The 17330-nt window shown below is 66.9% G+C and carries 18 protein-coding genes and 1 pseudogene; 13 read left to right on the forward strand and 6 right to left on the reverse strand.

Annotated features, from left to right (window positions below; translation table 11 throughout):
* The 5 genes from VLG41_RS19565 to VLG41_RS19585 form a co-directional block, all read left to right on the forward strand.
* Nucleotides 1-553: DUF1365 domain-containing protein (locus VLG41_RS19565; protein WP_325351064.1), on the forward strand; the 553-nt coding region annotated here is incomplete at its 5' end.
* Entirely contained in the window at nucleotides 550-1782 is a 1233-nt protein-coding gene (locus VLG41_RS19570; protein WP_325351065.1) for a cyclopropane-fatty-acyl-phospholipid synthase family protein, read from the forward strand. The genes VLG41_RS19565 and VLG41_RS19570, both read left to right, overlap by 4 nt.
* Before the next feature lie 173 nt (nucleotides 1783-1955).
* Entirely contained in the window at nucleotides 1956-3026 is a 1071-nt protein-coding gene (locus VLG41_RS19575) for a Kelch repeat-containing protein (protein WP_325351066.1), read from the forward strand.
* Nucleotides 3023-3484, forward strand: coding sequence for a (2Fe-2S)-binding protein (locus VLG41_RS19580; RefSeq protein WP_325351067.1), 462 nt, complete (start codon nucleotides 3023-3025; stop codon nucleotides 3482-3484). The genes VLG41_RS19575 and VLG41_RS19580 overlap by 4 nt, the downstream gene beginning before the upstream one ends.
* A gap of 61 nt (nucleotides 3485-3545) precedes the next feature.
* On the forward strand, nucleotides 3546-5741 hold the full coding sequence (locus VLG41_RS19585; protein WP_325351068.1) for a xanthine dehydrogenase family protein molybdopterin-binding subunit: 2196 nt from the start codon (nucleotides 3546-3548) through the stop codon (nucleotides 5739-5741).
* A 32-nt stretch (nucleotides 5742-5773) separates the two neighbouring features.
* On the opposite strand, the gene VLG41_RS19590 is transcribed toward VLG41_RS19585, so the two are convergent.
* Nucleotides 5774-6472, reverse strand: a complete 699-nt coding sequence (locus VLG41_RS19590; protein ID WP_325351069.1) for a glutathione S-transferase family protein — start codon at nucleotides 6470-6472, stop codon at nucleotides 5774-5776.
* A 109-nt stretch (nucleotides 6473-6581) separates the two neighbouring features.
* On the opposite strand from VLG41_RS19590, the gene VLG41_RS19595 reads away from it, so the two are divergent.
* Nucleotides 6582-7466: a LysR substrate-binding domain-containing protein gene (locus VLG41_RS19595; RefSeq protein WP_325351070.1), complete on the forward strand. Its 885-nt coding sequence runs from the start codon at nucleotides 6582-6584 to the stop codon at nucleotides 7464-7466.
* 137 nt (nucleotides 7467-7603) lie between these two features.
* On the opposite strand, the gene VLG41_RS19600 is transcribed toward VLG41_RS19595, so the two are convergent.
* Complete coding sequence (locus VLG41_RS19600) at nucleotides 7604-8071, reverse strand: hypothetical protein (protein ID WP_325351071.1); 468 nt, start codon at nucleotides 8069-8071, stop codon at nucleotides 7604-7606.
* A 93-nt stretch (nucleotides 8072-8164) separates the two neighbouring features.
* On the opposite strand from VLG41_RS19600, the gene VLG41_RS19605 reads away from it, so the two are divergent.
* The gene (locus VLG41_RS19605; RefSeq protein ID WP_325351072.1) at nucleotides 8165-8623 is read left to right on the forward strand and encodes a helix-turn-helix transcriptional regulator; all 459 of its coding nucleotides are present in this window, start codon (nucleotides 8165-8167) and stop codon (nucleotides 8621-8623) included.
* 382 nt (nucleotides 8624-9005) lie between these two features.
* The gene (locus VLG41_RS19610; protein ID WP_325351073.1) at nucleotides 9006-10439 is read left to right on the forward strand and encodes an SEFIR domain-containing protein; all 1434 of its coding nucleotides are present in this window, start codon (nucleotides 9006-9008) and stop codon (nucleotides 10437-10439) included.
* Nucleotides 10440-10711: 272 nt separating this feature from the next.
* Here VLG41_RS19610 and VLG41_RS19615 read toward each other — a convergent pair whose 3' ends face one another.
* Nucleotides 10712-11413, reverse strand: coding sequence for a hypothetical protein (locus VLG41_RS19615; protein WP_325351074.1), 702 nt, complete (start codon nucleotides 11411-11413; stop codon nucleotides 10712-10714).
* Between the two features lie 204 nt (nucleotides 11414-11617).
* Between VLG41_RS19615 and VLG41_RS19620 the strand changes: the two genes are divergently transcribed.
* From VLG41_RS19620 to VLG41_RS19635, 4 genes and pseudogenes are all read left to right on the forward strand, one after another.
* A complete protein-coding gene (locus VLG41_RS19620; RefSeq protein WP_325351075.1) occupies nucleotides 11618-12277 on the forward strand; it encodes a DUF2971 domain-containing protein in 660 nt (219 codons plus the stop codon).
* Nucleotides 12278-12436: 159 nt separating this feature from the next.
* Nucleotides 12437-12539, forward strand: a pseudogene (locus VLG41_RS19625) (integrase); the annotation flags it as partial.
* A 382-nt stretch (nucleotides 12540-12921) separates the two neighbouring features.
* Complete coding sequence (locus tag VLG41_RS19630) at nucleotides 12922-13818, forward strand: alpha/beta hydrolase (protein WP_325351076.1); 897 nt, start codon at nucleotides 12922-12924, stop codon at nucleotides 13816-13818.
* A 114-nt stretch (nucleotides 13819-13932) separates the two neighbouring features.
* Nucleotides 13933-14301 carry a DUF1428 domain-containing protein gene (locus tag VLG41_RS19635; RefSeq protein ID WP_325351077.1) on the forward strand — a complete coding sequence of 123 codons (369 nt, stop codon included), beginning with the start codon at nucleotides 13933-13935 and terminating at the stop codon, nucleotides 14299-14301.
* Here VLG41_RS19635 and VLG41_RS19640 read toward each other — a convergent pair whose 3' ends face one another.
* The gene (locus VLG41_RS19640; RefSeq protein WP_325351078.1) at nucleotides 14302-15222 is read right to left on the reverse strand and encodes a LysR family transcriptional regulator; all 921 of its coding nucleotides are present in this window, start codon (nucleotides 15220-15222) and stop codon (nucleotides 14302-14304) included.
* Between the two features lie 145 nt (nucleotides 15223-15367).
* Between VLG41_RS19640 and VLG41_RS19645 the strand changes: the two genes are divergently transcribed.
* Nucleotides 15368-15766, forward strand: coding sequence for a 4-oxalocrotonate tautomerase family protein (locus VLG41_RS19645; protein WP_325351079.1), 399 nt, complete (start codon nucleotides 15368-15370; stop codon nucleotides 15764-15766).
* A gap of 76 nt (nucleotides 15767-15842) precedes the next feature.
* Here the strand turns inward: VLG41_RS19645 and VLG41_RS19650 are convergent, their stop codons facing one another.
* Both VLG41_RS19650 and VLG41_RS19655 read right to left on the reverse strand, forming a co-directional pair.
* The gene (locus VLG41_RS19650; protein WP_291023277.1) at nucleotides 15843-16796 is read right to left on the reverse strand and encodes an ABC transporter substrate-binding protein; all 954 of its coding nucleotides are present in this window, start codon (nucleotides 16794-16796) and stop codon (nucleotides 15843-15845) included.
* A 69-nt stretch (nucleotides 16797-16865) separates the two neighbouring features.
* Nucleotides 16866-17330, reverse strand: a 465-nt coding sequence (locus VLG41_RS19655) for an ABC transporter permease (protein ID WP_414652519.1), incomplete at its 5' end; no start/stop codon positions are given.

Below are 17330 nucleotides of genomic sequence, written 5' to 3' on the forward strand. Positions count from 1 at the left end.
CGCCGGCCTGCCCACGGGCGGGGCCATCCGCCTGCTCACGCTGCCGCGCCTGCTGGGCCACGTGTTCAACCCCCTGAGCGTGTGGTTCTGCCATGCGCCGGATGGTGCGCTCTGCGCGCTGATCTACGAAGTCAACAACACCTTCGGCCAGCGGCACCGCTACCTCATTCCCGTGCACGAGCCGGCTGCCGCCAGCATCCGCCAGCGCGTGGACAAGCGCCTGCACGTCTCGCCCTTCAACGGCATGGACATGGCGTACCACTTCCGCGTCGCGCCGCCCGGCGAGCGCGTGTCCGTCTGCGTGGAGGTGCACGACGCCGAAGGCGAACTGTTGGTCGCGCGCCAGGACGGCCTGCGCCGCGAGCTGAGCGACGCCGCGCTGCTGCGCGTGTTCTTCACCCACCCCTTGCTGACCCTCAAGGTCGTCGCCGCCATCCACTGGGAAGCCCTGCGGTTGTGGCTCAAGCGCGTGCCCTGGCACGCGCAGCCGCCCGCGCCCGACCAGGACATCACCGTCGTGCCCCCGGCCCGAGCCCCCCGCGAGCCCACATGAACCCGCCCACCTCCACCGTCCCGAGCCCCCAACCGACCCAGGCCTGGTCGCCCCTGCGCTGGCTGCTGGGCCGCACGCGCCATGGCCGCCTGGCGCTGCGCCTGCCCAACGGCCGCAGCCTCGACGTCCTGGGCCAGGAGCCCGGGCCCCAGGCCAGCCTGCAACTGCGGCGCTGGCGCGCGCTGGAGCGCCTGTTCCTGCAAGGCGACCTGGGCCTGGCCCTGGCCTTTCGCGACGGCGACTGGGACAGCCCCGACCTGCTGGCCCTGCTGGAGTTCGGCCTGGCCAACGAAGCGGCCTGGGGTTCGCTGCTCGACGGCAGCCGCCCCGCGCGCTGGCTCGCGCGCCTGGGCCACCGCCTGCGCGCCAACAGCCGGCGCGGCAGCCGCCACAACATCGCCTTCCACTACGACCTCGGCAACGGCTTCTACCGCCAGTGGCTCGACGACAGCATGCTGTACTCCAGCGCGCTCTACAGCGACGCGCCCGACGACACCCTGGAGGCCGCGCAGGCGCGCCGGCTCGAACGCATTGTGCAGATGCTGGACACGCCCGCCGGCGGCGAGGTGCTGGAGATCGGCTGTGGCTGGGGCACCCTGGCCGCCACGCTCGCGCAGCGGCACGGCGCGCGGCTCACCGGCCTCACGCTCTCCAGCGAACAACTGGCCTTCGCCACCGAACGCGCCAGGGACTGGGGCGTGGCCGACCAAGTCGAGCTGCGCCTGCAGGACTACCGCGACGTGCAGGGCCAATACGACCGCATCGTCTCCATCGAAATGATCGAAGCCGTGGGCGAGGCCTACTGGCCCACCTACTTCGACACCCTGCGCCAACGCCTCAAGCCCGGCGGCGTGGTGGTGCTGCAGGCCATCACCATCGCTGACGACCGCTTCGAGTCCTACCGCCGGGGCGCGGACTTCATCCAGCGCTGCATCTTCCCCGGGGGCATGCTGCCCAGCCCGAGCGCGCTGCGCGAACACGCCGAGCGCGCGGGCTTCGAAATCGAAGCACAGCAGTGCTTCGGCGAGGGCTACGCGCGCACCCTGGCCGAGTGGCGGCGGCGCTTCCTGGCGGCCTGGCCCGCCATCGCCACGCAAGGCTTTGACGAGGCCTTCCGGCGGCTGTGGCTGTACTACCTCTGCTACTGCGAGGCGGGGTTTCGCAGCGGGCGGGTGGATGTGGGGCTGTACCGGCTGCGGCAGAAGCAGGCACCGGCCTCGCGGGCTTAGGGTTCAGACGCAGACCCGCCGCACGCCTGCGAGGTCGATGAACGCATGCAGGCCGCTGAGAACGTTCCGCGCGATTGTTTGCGCTGACCGATCAATCTGTTCGGTCACGCCTGGCTGATTCATTGCGCTCGCTTGCCTAGCATCGGCCTCACCCCAACGCACGAGGACCGAGCATGCAACGACGCGACACTTTCCTGGGCGCCGCCGCCATCGCGGTGGCGCCTCTCTTGCGCACCGCCGCCGCCCTGGCGGCAGCGCCCCTCATGCGCCCCGCGCTGGCGCAGACCGCCGCGCCGCGCTGGACCAGCGCCGCCGCGCCCTCGCTGGCGCGCCAGGAGCTCTACCCCGAGGTCCTGAACGGCCGCATCTACGTGGCCGGTGGCCTGCTCAACCCGAACACCGGCTACTCCGCGCACTTCGAGTCCTACGACCCCGCCACGGACCGCTGGACGCGCCTGGCCACGCTGCCCGAGGCGCGCCACCACATCGCGCTGGCCGCGGCCGGCGGGCTGATCCACGGTGTCGGCGGCTTCAGCGGCGGCTTCCCCAATTGGCGCGCCCAGGCCTCGACGTACGTGTACGACCCCGCCGCCAACCGCTGGAGCGAGGGCGCGCCACTGCCCTATGCCTCAGCCGAGGGCGTGTTCGCCGGCATCGCCGGCCGGCTCTACCTGGTGGGTGGGCGCGTGCGCGAGCACGAGGCCGCGCGCCACTTCAACCAACACGCGGACACCGCGCGCGGCCTGGTGTTCGACCCCGCCAGCGGGCGCTGGTCCCCCATCGCCAACGCGCCCACCGCGCGCAACAGCGCGGCCAGTGCCGTCATCGACAACCGCCTCTACGTGGTGGGCGGGCGCCAGGCGCTGAAGCAGGCCGACGGCTCGCTGCGCCAGGTGAACGTGCCGCACCTGGAGGTGTACGACCCCGCCAGCGACCGCTGGACCACGCGCGCCCCCATGCCCCAGGCGCAGGGTGGCCTGGCCGCCGCGGCCCACGGCGGGCGCCTGTACGTCTTTGGCGGCGAGCAGTGGGTGCCCGAGCAGAAGGTCTTCGCCGACGCCTGGGTCTACGAGCCCGCCAGCGACCGCTGGAGCGCCTTGCCGCCTCTGCCCACACCGCGCCACGGCCTGGGCGCGGCCACGGTGGGCGACCGCATCCACGTCTTTGGCGGTGGCACGCGCGTGGGCGGCGACCACGCCAGCACCGTGCACGAGGTGCTGCAGCTCGGCGGGGGCGCGGCATGACGGTGCGTTTCACCCTCAACGAGCGCAGCGTCTCGCTCGACGGCGCGCCCGACATGCCGCTGCTGTGGGCCCTGCGCGACCTCGCGGGCCTGACCGGCACCAAGTACGGCTGCGGCCTGGCGCTGTGCGGCGCCTGCACCGTGCACCTGGACGGCCAGGCCGTGCGCTCCTGCCAGACGCCGCTGTCCAGCGTGCAGGGCCGCCGCGTCCTCACCATCGAGGCCATCGACCGCACACCCGCGGGCCGGCGCGTGCAAGCGGCCTGGGTCGCGCACGACGTGCCGCAGTGCGGCTATTGCCAGTCGGGCCAGATCATGAGCGCCGTGGCCCTGCTGCAGCGCGAGCCGCGCCCGTCGGTTGCGCAGATCCACGAGGCCATGGACGGCAATGTGTGCCGCTGCGGCACCTACGAGCGCATCCAGGCCGCCATCGTCGACGCCGCGGAGGCATCGACATGAGCGCCGCCGGGCCGCTCCCAAGGCGCTCAGCCCCGCAGTGCGCAGCACGGAGGGTAGTCCAGTGAACGCGCCCGTGAACGAAGTCGACGCCCCGGCCCTGCCGACGCGCCGCCGCTTCCTGCAGGCCGGTGCCGCGCTGGGCGGTGGCCTCGTGGTGGGCTACGGCCTGCCGGCCGAGGCCTTCGCGCAGCAGGGGGCGCAAGGCCTGCCGCACGACCTGCCGCATTACCAGCGCGACCTGCCCGAGGGCGAATACGCGCCCACCGCCTACGTGCGCATCGCCCGCGACGGCCAGATCACCGTGTTGTGTGGCAAGGCCGAGATGGGGCAGGGCGTGCACACCGGCTTCGCGCAGATCGTGGCCGACGAACTCGACGCCGACTGGCGACGTGTGCGCGTGGAGCAGGCGCCCGTGCACCTGGACTACGCCAACCCGAACGCGCCCATGGTCAACACCGGCGGCTCCACCTCCATCCGCGCCAACTGGACGCGCCTGCGCCTGTCCGGCGCCACCGCGCGCGCCATGCTGGTGAGCGCCGCCGCGCGCCGCTGGAATGTGGACGCCGCGCGCATCCACACGCGCGACAGCGTGCTGCTCGGCCCCGGTGGTCTGCGCGCCACCTACGGCGAGATGGCCGAGGCCGCCAGCCGCGAGCCCGTGCCCACGCCGCCCCTGCTCAAGAGCGCGGCCGAGTTCAAGCACATCGGCAAGCCCCTGCCGCGCCTGGACACGCCGGCCAAGACCAATGGCAGCGCGCGCTACAGCCTCGACGTGAAACGGCCCGGCCTGCTCACCGCCGTGGTGGCCTTCCCGCCGGCCTTCGGCGCACGCGCCCGCGCGGTGGACAGCCGCGCGGCCCTGGCCCTGCCCGGCGTGCGCCAGGTGGTTCAACTCTCCAATGGCGGCGTGGCCGTGGTGGCCGAGCACATGTGGGCCGCGCTGCAAGGGCGCCAGGCGCTGGTCGTGGAATGGACCGACAGCCCACTGGCCGCGCTCGACGCCGACGCTCTGCGGCGCGGCTACGCCGAGGCCCTGGACCGCGAGGGCATCGTCGACCACAACAGCGGCGACGTGCGCAACACCGAGGGCCTGCGCACCCTCACGCGCGAGTTCGACCAGCCCTTCCTGGCGCAGGCGCCCATGGAGCCGCTGAACTGCACCGTGCACATCCGCGCGGACGCGGCCGAGGTCTGGGTCGGCACGCAGAACGCCACCACCACCCAGCGCACCGTGGCCGCCGTGGCGGGCCTGCGGCCCGAGCAGGTGACGGTCCACACCACCCTCATGGGCGGCGCCTTCGGGCGGCGCGGCACGCCGGACTTCGTGCAGCCCGCGGCCGAGGTGGCCCGCGCCACCGGCCGCCCGGTCAAGCTCGTCTACACACGCGAAGACGACATGAAAAGCGGCTACTACCGCGCCATGAGCCGCATCCGCGTGAGCGCCGGCCTGGACGCGCAGGGCCGCCTGGCCATGCTGAGCGCGCGCATCGCCGTGCCCTCCATCGCCAAGTGGACCGGCTTCGCTTTCCTGCGCAAACCCAATGGCGTGGACCTCTACGCCACCGAGTGCCTGGCCCCGCCGTACCGCATCCCCAACCTGCGCGTCGAATGGGTCGAGCACGACATCGGCGTGCCCATCTGGTTCTGGCGCACGCCCGGTGGCAACCAGAACTGCCTGCCCATCGAGGCCGTCATCGACGAGATGGCCGACCTGGCGGGCCAGGACCCCTACCGCTTCCGCCGCGACATGCTGGCCGACAGGCCGCGCCACCGGCGCGTGCTGGACACGGCCGCGCAGCGCCACGGCTGGGACCAGCCGCCGGCCAGCGGCGTGGGGCGCGGCATCGCCATGGTGGAGATCTTCGGCTCCGTCGTCGCCATCGCCGCCGACGTGCGCGAGGCCGGTGGCCTGCCCGCCGTGCAGCGCGTGAGCTGCGCGGTGGACTGCGGCACCGCCATCAACCCGCAGCAGGTGCGCGCGCAGATGCAAAGCTCCATCGTCTATGGCCTGTCGGCCCTGTTGTACGGCGGCGTGGAGATCGACCGCGGCGTGCCCCAGGCATCCAACTTCCACGACCAGCCGGTGCTGCGCCTGAGCCAGATGCCGCGCATCGAGGTGGACATCGTGCCGAGCGAGGCCGCGCCCGGCGGCGTGGGCGAGCCCGCGTTGCCGCCCTTGATCCCGGCGGTGGTGAACGCGTGGTTCCGGGTGACCGGGAAGCGGGTGCAGCGCCTGCCGATCGGCAGCGCCCAGTAGGGGCGGGCGCCGCCCCCCCGGTGAGCGCCTTGTCAGACGGCGGTGGCCAAGACCTCGTCCAGCTCGACGTGGCCGGCAAAGGCCCCGGTGCTGCGCACCGGCTCGCCGTGCTCCACCCCATGGGCGAACCGCACCGCCGGGTCGGCCTGCAGGCGCTCGCACAAGGCGTGCAGCGCGGGGTAGTCGCGGCGGTCCAGCACCTGGTGGAAATCGTTCCAGCGCGCGATGCCCATCAGGTACGCGTCCGCCGCGCTGCGGCGATCGCCCACCAGCCAGTCGCGGCCGTCCAGCAGGCCTTCCAGCGCGGCGTGTGCGCGCCGCACCTTGTGATGCCCCATCGCCTTCACCGCGCGCAAGGCCTCGCCCTGCAGGCCGTGCTCCATCGCGTACCACAGCGGTGCAAACGATTCGAAGAAGTCGGTGTTCAGAAACGCCAGCATCTCGTTGAAGCGGTCGAACGCCGCGCTGCCCGGTGCAGGCACCAGCCCGCTGGCGGGCGACGCCGCGCCGATGTGGTGCAGGATGGCCAGGCTCTGGCTCACGACGCGGCCATCGGCCGTGCGCAGGGAGGGCGTTGCGCCCACCGGGTTGATGCGCTTGAAGGCCTCGCCGCTCACCACCTCGGGCATCTGGATGCGGCACAGCTGGTAGGGCAGGCCGCTCCACTCCAGCGCCACGATGGCGCCGAACGAACAGCCCTCGGGCACGCCGTAGAAAAGAATCGGATTCATGGTGTTGCTCCTGTTGCGTTGACGAAGGAGCGCATTCTTGAGGCGTGGACGATGGCCGCCTAGACGGGCAAAAGGCAACGCAAAGTCCACACCTGTGGACAATGGCTGCATGAACCTGAACGACCTCACCCTGTTCGCCCAGGCCGTGGAAAGCGGCGGCTTCGCGCCGGCGGCCCGGCGCTTCTCGGTGCCGAAATCCACCCTCAGCAAACGCGTGGCCGCGCTGGAAGCCAGCCTCGGCGTGCGCCTCATCGAGCGCAGCTCGCGCAGCTTTCGCCTCACCGACACCGGACACGACTTCTACCAACACGCGCGCGCCGCGCTGGTGGAGGTGGAGAGCGCACAGCAGGTGGTGCAGTCGCGCCTGGCCGAACCCAGCGGCACCGTGCGGCTCACCGCCGCCGTGCCCGTGGTGCAGTTCCAGCTCGCGCCCCACCTGCCCGCGCTGGCCCGCACCTGGCCCCGCCTGCAACTGCAACTGCACGCCAGCGACCGCTTCGTGGACCTGGTGCAGGAGGGCTACGACATCGCGCTGCGCAGCCACTTCGCCCCCTTGCCGGACTCGGGCCTGGTGCAGCGCACGCTCATGGTGGAGCCTGTGATGCTCGTCGCGGCCCCGGCCTATCTGCGCGAACACGGCGTACCGCGCCAGCCGGCCGATCTGGCGGCGCACCACGGCCTGCTCACGGGCGCGGACGCCACGCGCTGGACCTTGAGCCGAGAGAAGGCAGACACCGTGCAGACCGTGGAGCCGCAACCGCGCCTGGTGGCCGACGAGTCCGTGGCCTTGCTGCACGCGGCCACGGCCGGCCTGGGCATCGTGTGCCTGCCCGAGAGCATCTGCCGGCACCACCTGGCGCGCGGCGAGCTGGTGCGTGTGCTGGCGCGCTGGACGGCGGGCCGCGTCACCACCACCGCGCTGGTGCCTCACCGCCGCAGCCTGCTGCCATCGGTGCGCGCGGTGCTGGATTTTTTGGCGGAGCGGTTGGGTTAGCTGGCTTCAGCCAGGGCGGCCAGACACTGTACGGACATACAGTACAATCGCGACAGGCCAGACGCCACGCGGTGTCTGGCATCCAGCAGTTGCTGTTGTTGGCTTCTGGTCGCTCGACAGCTTTGGCCCGCTCGCCTTTATGGCGGCGGGCTTTTTCTTGAATACGTGGTGCTTCTCGACGAGGCCTCGTACAGCAGACGCCGGCCTGGGGCCTCGGCCACGGGCAACAGGTCGGTGTTGCGCAACTGCGGGTCCTGGCCCAGTTGGAACACCAAGGGGCCCAGGGCAGGAGACTCGCAAGGCGCTGGCGCCCACAGCGCGCCGATCCACTCCAGCGCCCAGCTCGGGCCGGTCTCGCGGCGCCGGTCCAGGCGCGCGATGCCGCTGAGGTCCGCCACGGGAATCTGGGCCAGCAGGTCCAGCAACGTGTGGTCCCAGGCCACCAGGGAGGTCTGCGAGACCTTCTGGCCATTGAAGGACACCTGATGGACGAGCAGGTACCAAGGGCGCTCCAGCGCGAGCGTGATGGCGGGCCAGTGGGTCTGGCGTGGGGCGACCTTTGAGGGGTGAAGGAACTGGACGAGGCCGGGGGCGGTGATGAACACGTACTTACTCCCTGTGAAAGGAGGCAATTGTGCCCAATATTGCGGTGACGGATATTGCGGCACCGCCTTGGAGAGGTCGTCAACACTTTTCGGGTGTCCGACCTTGCCCCTGACCCTTCGTATTCGCTCAATCTGGCTCGCAACCTCACTGCTCTGCGCACAACGGGTGAATGGAGCATGCGTGCCTTGGCAGACCAGGCGCATGTCAGCGAGCGGATGCTGCAGTACCTGGAGAAGGGGCGCTCGAATCCGTCGTTGAGCACCGTCGAGAAGTTGGCACAGGCGCTGGGGGTCCAAGCGGGCTCGTTGTTTGGGAAGCGGCCTGTCGCGCGACAGGGGCCCGAGGTCTTCATCGAGGCGGTGGTTGCACAGAACCTCGTGGCGGCAAGGAAGCGGCTGATGCTGAGCCAGGACGGGTTGGCTCAGCAATCAGGTGTCAGCAGGGCCGTCATTGCGCACATCGAACGCCAGGCGCGCAACCCGTCGCTGCATACGTTGGCGCGGCTCGCGGCGGCGCTCGATGTGTCAATCGAAGCGCTGCTGAGCAAATAGGGTGGCTAGCTCAGACCGGCTGCTACCGATCCGCTCTGGACGTCTCATTTGCAGCGATTGCTGCCGGTGAGAAGGTAGGTTGAGCGAGCAGCGCTTGCCACAAAGCAGCTTCAAATTCTCTAGGAGATTGCAGATAGTGAAAGTCATCTGTTGGAGTTAATGCAGACGTAGCAGTAGAAGGTATTTGAGTGGCCCGACTACGATGCCAACGCAACCGATAGTTTTGGTAGGGTAGTGAGTAGAGAGAAGCGTGGTAGGCACGTTCGGCCGCAGCGTTCAACCCGTAAGCTAACCCCTCCATCGAGCACATGTCTTGGAGCTGGCTGCGCCACCCCGAAGCCGCCGCTCATGTCGAACGTTGTACCTTGGAGGCAATGACACCGTGAGTGCACCCCGTCTGTTCGTTTCATACAGTTGGTCGAACCCTCAGCATGAGCAGTGGGTTGTGGATTTGGCCAATGAACTGGTTGCTAGTGGTATCGACGTGGTTCTCGACAAGTGGGACCTACGTGAAGGCCATGACGCGATTGCGTTCATGGAGAAAATGGTTACCGACCCGAGCATCTCCAAGGTCGCCCTTGTGTGCGACAAGATCTACGCTACTAAGGCGGACGGGAGGGCGGGCGGTGTAGGTACGGAGACCCAGATCATTTCGGCCGAGGTGTACGCAAAGCAGGATCAGGGCAAGTTTGTGGCGGTGGTCGCCGAGAAAGACGCGGACGGAAAGCCGTTCCTTCCTACCTACTACAAGTCTCGTATCTACATTGACCTGAGCGAAAGCGAGCGATACGCGGAGAACTTCGAAAAGCTTGTGCGGTGGGTGTTTGATAAGCCTTTGTTCAAGAAGCCGGAAATTGGAAAACCACCCTCATTCATCACCGACGCCAATGCGCCTGTTCTCGGGACAACTCCGCTTGCGAAAAGAGCCGTCGACAGCCTAAGAAACGAAAAGGCCTATGCGAGAGGTGCTGTTGACGAGTACCTCACTACGTTCACTGAGCAGCTTGAGCGGTTTCGACTCGTGGCAGATGAGGGAGAGCTTGACGACCGCGTTGCCAAGTCCATCGAGGATTTTCTCCCCGCTCGAAACGAGTTTCTTCAGGTTCTGACCACACTGGCTCAGTACGCAGACACCAGTAGCTACTCAACTCGCTTGCACCGGTTCTACGAGTCACTCATTCCCTACCTGGACCGGCCTCCACACAGCAATCAATGGAACGAGCTCGACTTCGACAACTTCAAGTTCATCGTGCATGAACTTTTCCTGTACGGCGTAGCTCTTCTCCTGAAGGGAGAACATTTCGGCGTCACAGACTACCTGTTAGGGCAACCGTACTATGTGCCTGGCAATTCTGACTATGGAAAGAATGCAACCGTCACTTTTACTGCGCTGCAGGAATACGTGAAGTCACTCGAAATCAGGAATCAAAGGCTTAAGAAGGGCCGCGCCTCACTCCGGGCTGATTTGCTTGAGCAGCGCTCACACGCATCCGGGCTCGCATTCCGTCATGTTATGCAGGCTGATCTGGTTTGCTTCCTTCGAGGCGACATGATGGGCGTTGATTCGTGGCATAGGTGGTGGCCAGACACCCTGTTGTACGCGCAAAGACATCACGGACCATTCGAAATTTTCGCCCGTGCATCCTCGCAAGCCTACTTGCCTTCCGTGCTTAAGGTCATAGGCGCTCCTGATCTCCCTGCGCTCAAGGCAAAGCTCGAAAGCTACGCGAATGACAACAGCCTCCCCCGCTGGAGCTATCACTCGTTCAGTCCGGCGGCTCTGACCGGCATTGAGCAGCTCGGAACACTCCCATGAGCCGGCGGCATAACTTCACGTTGAACGCCCGCTTCCACATCGGTGCAACTACCGCTTCTGGCCGAAGGCCGTCATCGTCGCCGAGTCGCTGTGGGACGACGGGGTTCATTTTTTGGGTGCCTTGTCTAGGCTCGCTTGGGGATACACCACGGGCACCAGTGGGCGAGCCCGAAGGACTTGCACGATGAGGCAAGAGCGACTCCCCCGAGTAGCCGACCTGCCTTGAGGATGGCCCCATAGCGAGGACAAGAGTCATCAAGGGGGCGGTAACTTCACAGTTTGTCGATGCGCTTCTTGATGGGGTCGTCTGCGGTGTACCCGGTGACGAAGCTCCAGTTCGCAAGGACGGACCATAAAAACTGACAGACGTACTTCACGGAGTCGTCGGTGAACTTAACGTCGTGTCGCAACCTGAAAATCTGTTCGTTCAACCTCTTAAGGAGGCGGTGAACGTCATCATCCTGGATCATCACGTTGTTGAGGGTGTAGGAGACCTCCTGGGTAAAGACCTCCATTTCGGTCTGAAGCTCGTGAAGACGCAGCTCGCTTCCTTGAAGCCCGTTTGCTACGTCGTACCACCGATTGCCGCCGAAGAACTTCTTGAACTCAACTGGGTCAGTAAGTTCCTCGATCTGGCCAGTGTTGAGCGACAGCCCCGCTGCCCACACGCAGATTTGGATTGCTCGTCTCCTGAACTCGGCATACTGCCAGGCGAGATTCCTCCGAAGCACCCTCCGGCGCTGCCTGTCGGGCAGGAAGACCACTAGCCACCAGAACAAGACCGTGATGAGGTAGCCGCCGCAGAGGTTGAACGCGATTGTGTTGGGCGTTCCCAGCGCAATCAGCACAGGCTCTGCCGATGTCCTCTCAAGGAACGAGACTACCGGCTCACCGCTGAAGGCGAACATTCCCACGAAGGCCACGACCGCCAGCGCGGACAGCAGTCCTCCAACCCAGTGCTTTGGCATCTTCACAGGTGAACTCCAAGTAATGAACGCGGGCAGTCTACCGGCGAGGTATCGGAGGAGGCTGGCGGAGTAGTATTTCTGTATGTGTAGCGAATGTCGCCCCGTGACCGCTGCCGACAGGAGGCAGTCGGTCCTTGGGGGTGTCCCGAGGGTGGACCTGCCTCCTACCATGGGCGACCTGTTCTAGGAAGAATCAGCCTGGAGGTGATGATGCTCGTTTACTACTTCACCAGCGCAACACACGCCCTCTCGAACGTTCGACTGCAGCGATTGAAAATCTCCGACTTGGAGAATCTCAACGATCCTTTTGAATGGGCTGCACCCGCGCTTGAACGTCCGGAGGATCGGTGGGCACTTCAGGCAACCCGCAAGGAGATGAGCAAGACCACCGGCATGATCTGCTTTAGCCAGAACTGGCGTAACCCGGTGCAGTGGGCGCACTACGCCGACCGTCATCGCGGCATCTGCATGGGGCTGGAGGTGCAAGACAACATGCTGACCAAAGTGAAGTACCGCGATGAAAGGTCACCGGGCGGCAACCTAGAGGAACTGCTGGAGCAAAGAAAGCTCGACCACTCGTGGATGATCGACGTGATCAGCACCAAGTTCGCACATTGGGCTTACGAGGAGGAGCATCGAGCGTTCCTGAGCCTTGATCCCGCGACGGAGGAGGACGGCATGTACTTCAAGTCTTTCGGCGACGACATGCGCTTAGTCCAGCTTATCGTCGGTGCAAAGTCACTTGTCACGCGGCAAGAACTTGCCGATGCGCTTGGACCGATGGCCCCGAAAGTCCGCTGCAAGAAGGCGCGGCTCGCGTTCAAGACCTACGAGGTGTGCGAGCAGTTAGACGAGAGGCGGTGGAGGTAAGGGCCTTCGTCCGGCGTGGAACTGGTCCCTCAATCCACTGCTGCTTCAAGCTACTTTGTGCGGCCTACTCCCACCACCAACGGATGAACGAGGTCGTGGCTAGTGAAGGCTGGGTCGGCTATCTATAAATCGCCTTGGGAAAGCAGATTCTTGACGTGGCGAACCAAGGCAACGCTGATCTACAAGCGCACAAGGAACCTACGTGCCGTTCGAGTGCTTCTCGGGCACTCTCGAATCAACCGTGAGATACCTCGGAGTCTAAGTCGATGACGCGCTTGAGATCTCCGAGCAGACAGAGATCTGATCAGACACGGCGCTCGCAGCAGTGAGCCATGGTTGCCAGCCGTGATCGGTTGCCCAGTCTCCTGAACTCGATGGAACGACTGTTTTGCGAAGACCTACGGCCTTTCGAGCGCGGGTTGCCTCAATGACTGAAAGGCACCGTCGTGAACGATCAGTGCCTCGATGATGAATGTCCGAGACCAGTCTTTAGCTGCCGACCGTCCTGACCAACAAGCCGTCGCGTCGTGCCCCGCTGCCGAGCACCAGCGAACGCCTCAGACGACCGGTTGACCCGCCATCCTCCAGGAACACCGATTGCCGCACCCGAGCCCCCGCGCATTCGTGACGCAGGAAACGTCGACATGGATCCGATCAGTCGAAGAAAGGTCTCCCTGCCCAGCGGTGGCGAGCTGTCTTTCATAACGGCGGGCGATGCGTCCAGGCCCGCCGTGCTGCTGCTGCACGGCACGCCAAACACGGCGCGGATGTTCAGGGACGTAATCCCCGCGCTGGCGCAGGTCGCGCACGTCGTCGCGCCCGACATGCCCGGCTTCGGCGAATCCGATCCGCTGCCGGCGGTTTCCTTCGCCGCCATCGGCCAGTCCATCGCCGAGCTGCTGGACCGCCTGGCCATCGGGCCGCGCTTCATCTACCTGCACGACTGGGGCGCGCCGGTGGGCTTGCACATCGCCATGCAGGCGCCCGAACGCGTGCTGGGCCTCATCGTTCAGAACGCGAACGCGCATCGAACCGGCTGGGGGCCGGGCTGGGCCGCGACGAGGGACTACTGGTCGAACCCGAACCCACAGAACGAGGCGGCGGCCACCGCGCACCTGAGCCTTGAAGGCACACGCGATACCTACCTCGGCGGCGTGCCGCCGGACGTGGCCGAGCGCATTCCCGCGCAGCACTGGGAAGAAGACTGGCGGTTGATGAACCTGCCGGGCCGGCTCGATACGCAGCGATCGCTGATTGCCGACTACGCGAACCACGCCGCCCGTTTCGACGCCATCGCGGCGTACCTCGAGCGCTGGCAGCCACCCGCCCTGATGGTCTGGGGCCGGCACGACGTGTACTTCGAACTCGACGAGGTGCTGTCGTGGATGCGGGCGCTGCCGCGGATGGAGGCCCATGTGCTCGACGCGGGGCACCTGCTGCTGGAGACGCATGCGGCCACGGCCGCGGCGCTGATGGTCGACTTCATTCGCCGCACGCCGGTCGGCGTGTGGCGGCGGCCACCCAGCCCACCCGGCCCGTGAGCCAGGGCAAGCTCCCGACAAACGGATGTCGATCGGGCGTCCCGTCGTTCGTCGTAGCCATTGGAGGCGCCCGCTCACGGGCGCACCGACCCATCCACTCAACAGGAGAGAGCCATGTCCTACATCGATGGTTTCGTCATCGCCGTGCCCACCGCCAACAGGCAGAAGTTCATCGAGCACGCGCGCCAGCTCGACCCGATATTCATCGAGCTGGGTGCCACCCGTGTGATCGAGGGCTGGGGCAGCGATGTTCCCGACGGCAAGCTCACCGATTTCCGCCGCGCCGTTCAAGCCACGGCCGAGGAAACCGTGGCCTTTTCGTGGGTCGAGTGGCCGGACAAGGCCACGCGGGACGCGGCGATGAAAAAGATGATGGAAGACCCGCGCATGGATCCGTCCGCACCGGGCAACCCGCCCATGCCCTTCGATGGCAAGCGGATGATCTTCGGCGGCTTCGAGCAGGTGGTTGAAGTGAAGGCTTGATCAGCGCGGCGCCAGCCCCCAGGACTGGCGCGCCGCCTGCTGCAGGAAGGCGGTCACCGCCTGGATGCGCGAGGCGTTGCGCCGGTTCGGCAGGGAGACGGCGTACATCGTGTAGCGCTTCTTCGGCGCGAAGGGCTTCAGCACCTCGACGAGCTGGCCCGCCCGCTCGTCCGCGGCCGCCATGGGTTGCGACAGCATGCCGATGCCGGCACCGGCCACCAGCGCGCGGTGGAGCAGGGCCGTGCTGCTGGCCGCCAGTTGCGATGTGAGCGTGACTTCCAGTTTGCGCCCGCCCTGGCGGAACGCCCAGGTGACATCGGGCCCCTGTGCGGTGTGCGTGACCGTCTGGTGCTGGTGAAGGTCCGCCGGCTCGGCCGGGTGGCCGTGCCGGCGCAGGTAGTCCGGTGCGGCGTACAGGCGTCGCTCGAACGAGCCCAGTTCGCGCGCGATCACCGCTTCGCTGTTGCCCAGCGTGGTGCGCAGCGCCACGTCGATGCCGTCGGTCACGAGGTCGACGACGCGGTCGTCGGCCACCAGTTCGATGCGCAGCGCCGGGTGCCGCTCGCGCAGGGCCGCGAGCTGCGGCACGACGAGCTGCTCGCAGATCTCCTGGCTCGACGCCAGGCGCACCGAGCCGGCCACATGGTGGCGTCGCTTGTCGAACGACGCGGCCATTTCGTCCAGCCGGCCCAGCACCTCTCTCGCACCTTGCACCAGCTCGGCGCCTTCAGGCGTGGCCGACAAACCGTGCGTGGAACGCCGCAGCAGCGAGATGCCGAAGCCGGCTTCGAGGCGATCGACACCGCGCGAGACGACGGACACCGCCACATCCATCTCCCGCGCCGCCGCCGAGAAGGATTTGAGTTCCAGCGAGCGAACCAGCCAGCGCAGGTCGACGGGGTCGGGCAGAAAAGGTCGCATCGGAGGGCTCCTGGTCGGGTACGCCTCGCGCCGGCATGGCTTTGCGTGGCGAGCAAAACCGATTGTGCATGGCGGCCGTTTCCGGCGTGCATCTGGCTGCCTACAGTGGCTGCACCCACCCACCCCAGCAGCGAAGGAGACTCCCATGCCCATCCTCAACGTCAAGATCGGTGCGCCCCGCACGACCGAACTCTCCGCTCGCATCAACGAGATGTTGCTCGAGCTGACGAGCCGTGTGCTCGGCAAGCGGCGGGACCTGACCGCGGTGGTGATCGACTACGTCGATCCGCACGACTGGTTCGTCGCCGGAAAATCACTGGCCGAGCACCAGTTGGCCAGCTTCTACTTCGACGTGAAGGTGGTGGACGAGACCAACACCAAGGCCGAGAAGGCGCGCTACATCGCCGAGGCGTTCGAGGGGTTTGCCGCCCTGCTGGGCCCTCTGCACCACGAAAGTTATGTGCACGTGGAAGACGTGCGAGCCGCCGCGTACGGCTTCGGCGGAAAGACCCAGGAATTCCGCCACCAGCACCCCGGGGCCTGAGGCCTGGTGCCCCGCCGAAAACGCGCGACGGCGCCAGTGGCCGAAGCCACGGCGCCGTCGCATGGCGCGTTGGCGCTCAGTACGGCGAATCCGGGAAGTAGTACTTCGCCGCGTTCTCCTTGGTCACCAGCACCGACGGGATGATGGTGGTGGCCGGCATGGGCTTGCCGCTCACCCGCGACTCGGCCGTGAGCTTGAGCGCGTCGGCGATCATGCTGGGCGAGTAGGTGACGTTGGCGGTGACGAGCTTGTCGCCGTCCATGACCTTCTTGATGTAGTCCTTGGCGCCGGCGCCGCCCACCACGAGCTTCACGTCGGTGCGCTTGGCCTGTTCGATGGCGCGCTGCACGCCCACCGCCATGTCGTCGTCGGACGCCCACACCGCGTCGATCTGCTTGAAGCGCGTGAGGTAGTCCTGCATCACCTTGAAGGCGTCGTCGCGGTTCCAGTTGCCGTGCTTGGCGTCCAGCACCTTGATGCCTGGGTGCGCCTTCATCACCTCGTTGAAGGCGTCCACGCGCTGGTTGTCGATGACGGTGGGGATGCCGCGCAGGATGACCACGTTGCCCTTGCCGCCCATGGCCTTGGCCATGTACTCGCCGGCCACCTTGCCGAAGCCGGGGTTGTCGCCCGCCACGTAGGCGTTCTGCGCGTTGGGGTCGGTCAGGCCGCGGTCGACCACGGTCACGAACACGCCCTTGCTCTTGACCTGCGCCACGGGCCGCGTGAGCGGCGCCGATTCGAAGGGCAGGATCACCAGCGTGTCGATCTTGTTGACGGCCTGCAGGTCCTGGATCTGGTTGGCCTGCTCGGACGGCGAGGCGGCGGTTTTCACGATCACCTTCACGCCGGGGTATTGCTTCTCCACCTCGTCCTTGGTGCGGTTGGCCCAGTACACCACCCCGCCCGTCCAGCCGTGCGTGGCCGCGGGCACGGACACGCCGATGACGGGCTTGTTCTGGGCGGATGCCGGCGCGCCGAGCAGGGTACCGAGGGCGAGAGCGGTCAAGGCGAACAGTCTGCGTTGCATGTTTGTCTCCGGTTGGGTTTCTCTGTCACAGGTAAGCGCGCGGCCTCCGCAGGCACCGCGCGGGTCGTCTCACCGGCGCCCCCGTTGAAGGAAGGCGACGACGATGATCACGAACCCCTGCACCGCCGCGTTCAGGTACACGCTGATGATGCTGGTGAGGTTCAGGATGTTGCTGATGACGGAGAGCAGCACGGCACCGACCACGGTGCCGAAGATGCGCCCCCCGCCGCCCTTGAGCGCGGTGCCACCGACGATGACGGCGGCGATGGCCTCGAGCTCCCACAGCAGGCCCGTGGTGGGCGATGCCGATCCGAGGCGCGGCACGTACAGCAGCGTGGCCACCGCCACGCAGCCACCGAGCAGCACATAGGTGAGCACCTTCACGCGGTCCACCGCCACCGCGGAGTAGCGCGCGACCTGTTCGTTGGAGCCGATGGCCTGCACGTAGCGGCCGTAGCGTGTGCGGTTGAGCAGGAAGCCGCCGGCCAGCGCGATGGCCGCGAACACCCAGATGGGGATGGGAATGCCCAGCCA

The sequence above is a fragment of the Hydrogenophaga sp. genome, assembly GCF_035481345.1.
In the GTDB taxonomy this organism is placed as follows: Bacteria; Pseudomonadota; Gammaproteobacteria; order Burkholderiales; family Burkholderiaceae_C; genus Hydrogenophaga.

Coding starts and splice junctions, on each gene's coding strand:
- VLG41_RS19570 (WP_325351065.1), top strand. CDS start 550: ATGAACCCGCCCACCTCCACCGTCCCGAGCCCCCAACCGACCCAGGCC.
- VLG41_RS19575 (WP_325351066.1), top strand. CDS start 1,956: ATGCAACGACGCGACACTTTCCTGGGCGCCGCCGCCATCGCGGTGGCG.
- VLG41_RS19580 (WP_325351067.1), top strand. CDS start 3,023: ATGACGGTGCGTTTCACCCTCAACGAGCGCAGCGTCTCGCTCGACGGC.
- VLG41_RS19590 (WP_325351069.1), bottom strand. CDS start 6,472: ATGAATCCGATTCTTTTCTACGGCGTGCCCGAGGGCTGTTCGTTCGGC.
- VLG41_RS19595 (WP_325351070.1), top strand. CDS start 6,582: ATGAACCTGAACGACCTCACCCTGTTCGCCCAGGCCGTGGAAAGCGGC.
- VLG41_RS19620 (WP_325351075.1), top strand. CDS start 11,618: ATGCTCGTTTACTACTTCACCAGCGCAACACACGCCCTCTCGAACGTT.
- VLG41_RS19630 (WP_325351076.1), top strand. CDS start 12,922: ATGGATCCGATCAGTCGAAGAAAGGTCTCCCTGCCCAGCGGTGGCGAG.
- VLG41_RS19635 (WP_325351077.1), top strand. CDS start 13,933: ATGTCCTACATCGATGGTTTCGTCATCGCCGTGCCCACCGCCAACAGG.
- VLG41_RS19640 (WP_325351078.1), bottom strand. CDS start 15,222: ATGCGACCTTTTCTGCCCGACCCCGTCGACCTGCGCTGGCTGGTTCGC.
- VLG41_RS19645 (WP_325351079.1), top strand. CDS start 15,368: ATGCCCATCCTCAACGTCAAGATCGGTGCGCCCCGCACGACCGAACTC.
- VLG41_RS19650 (WP_291023277.1), bottom strand. CDS start 16,796: ATGCAACGCAGACTGTTCGCCTTGACCGCTCTCGCCCTCGGTACCCTG.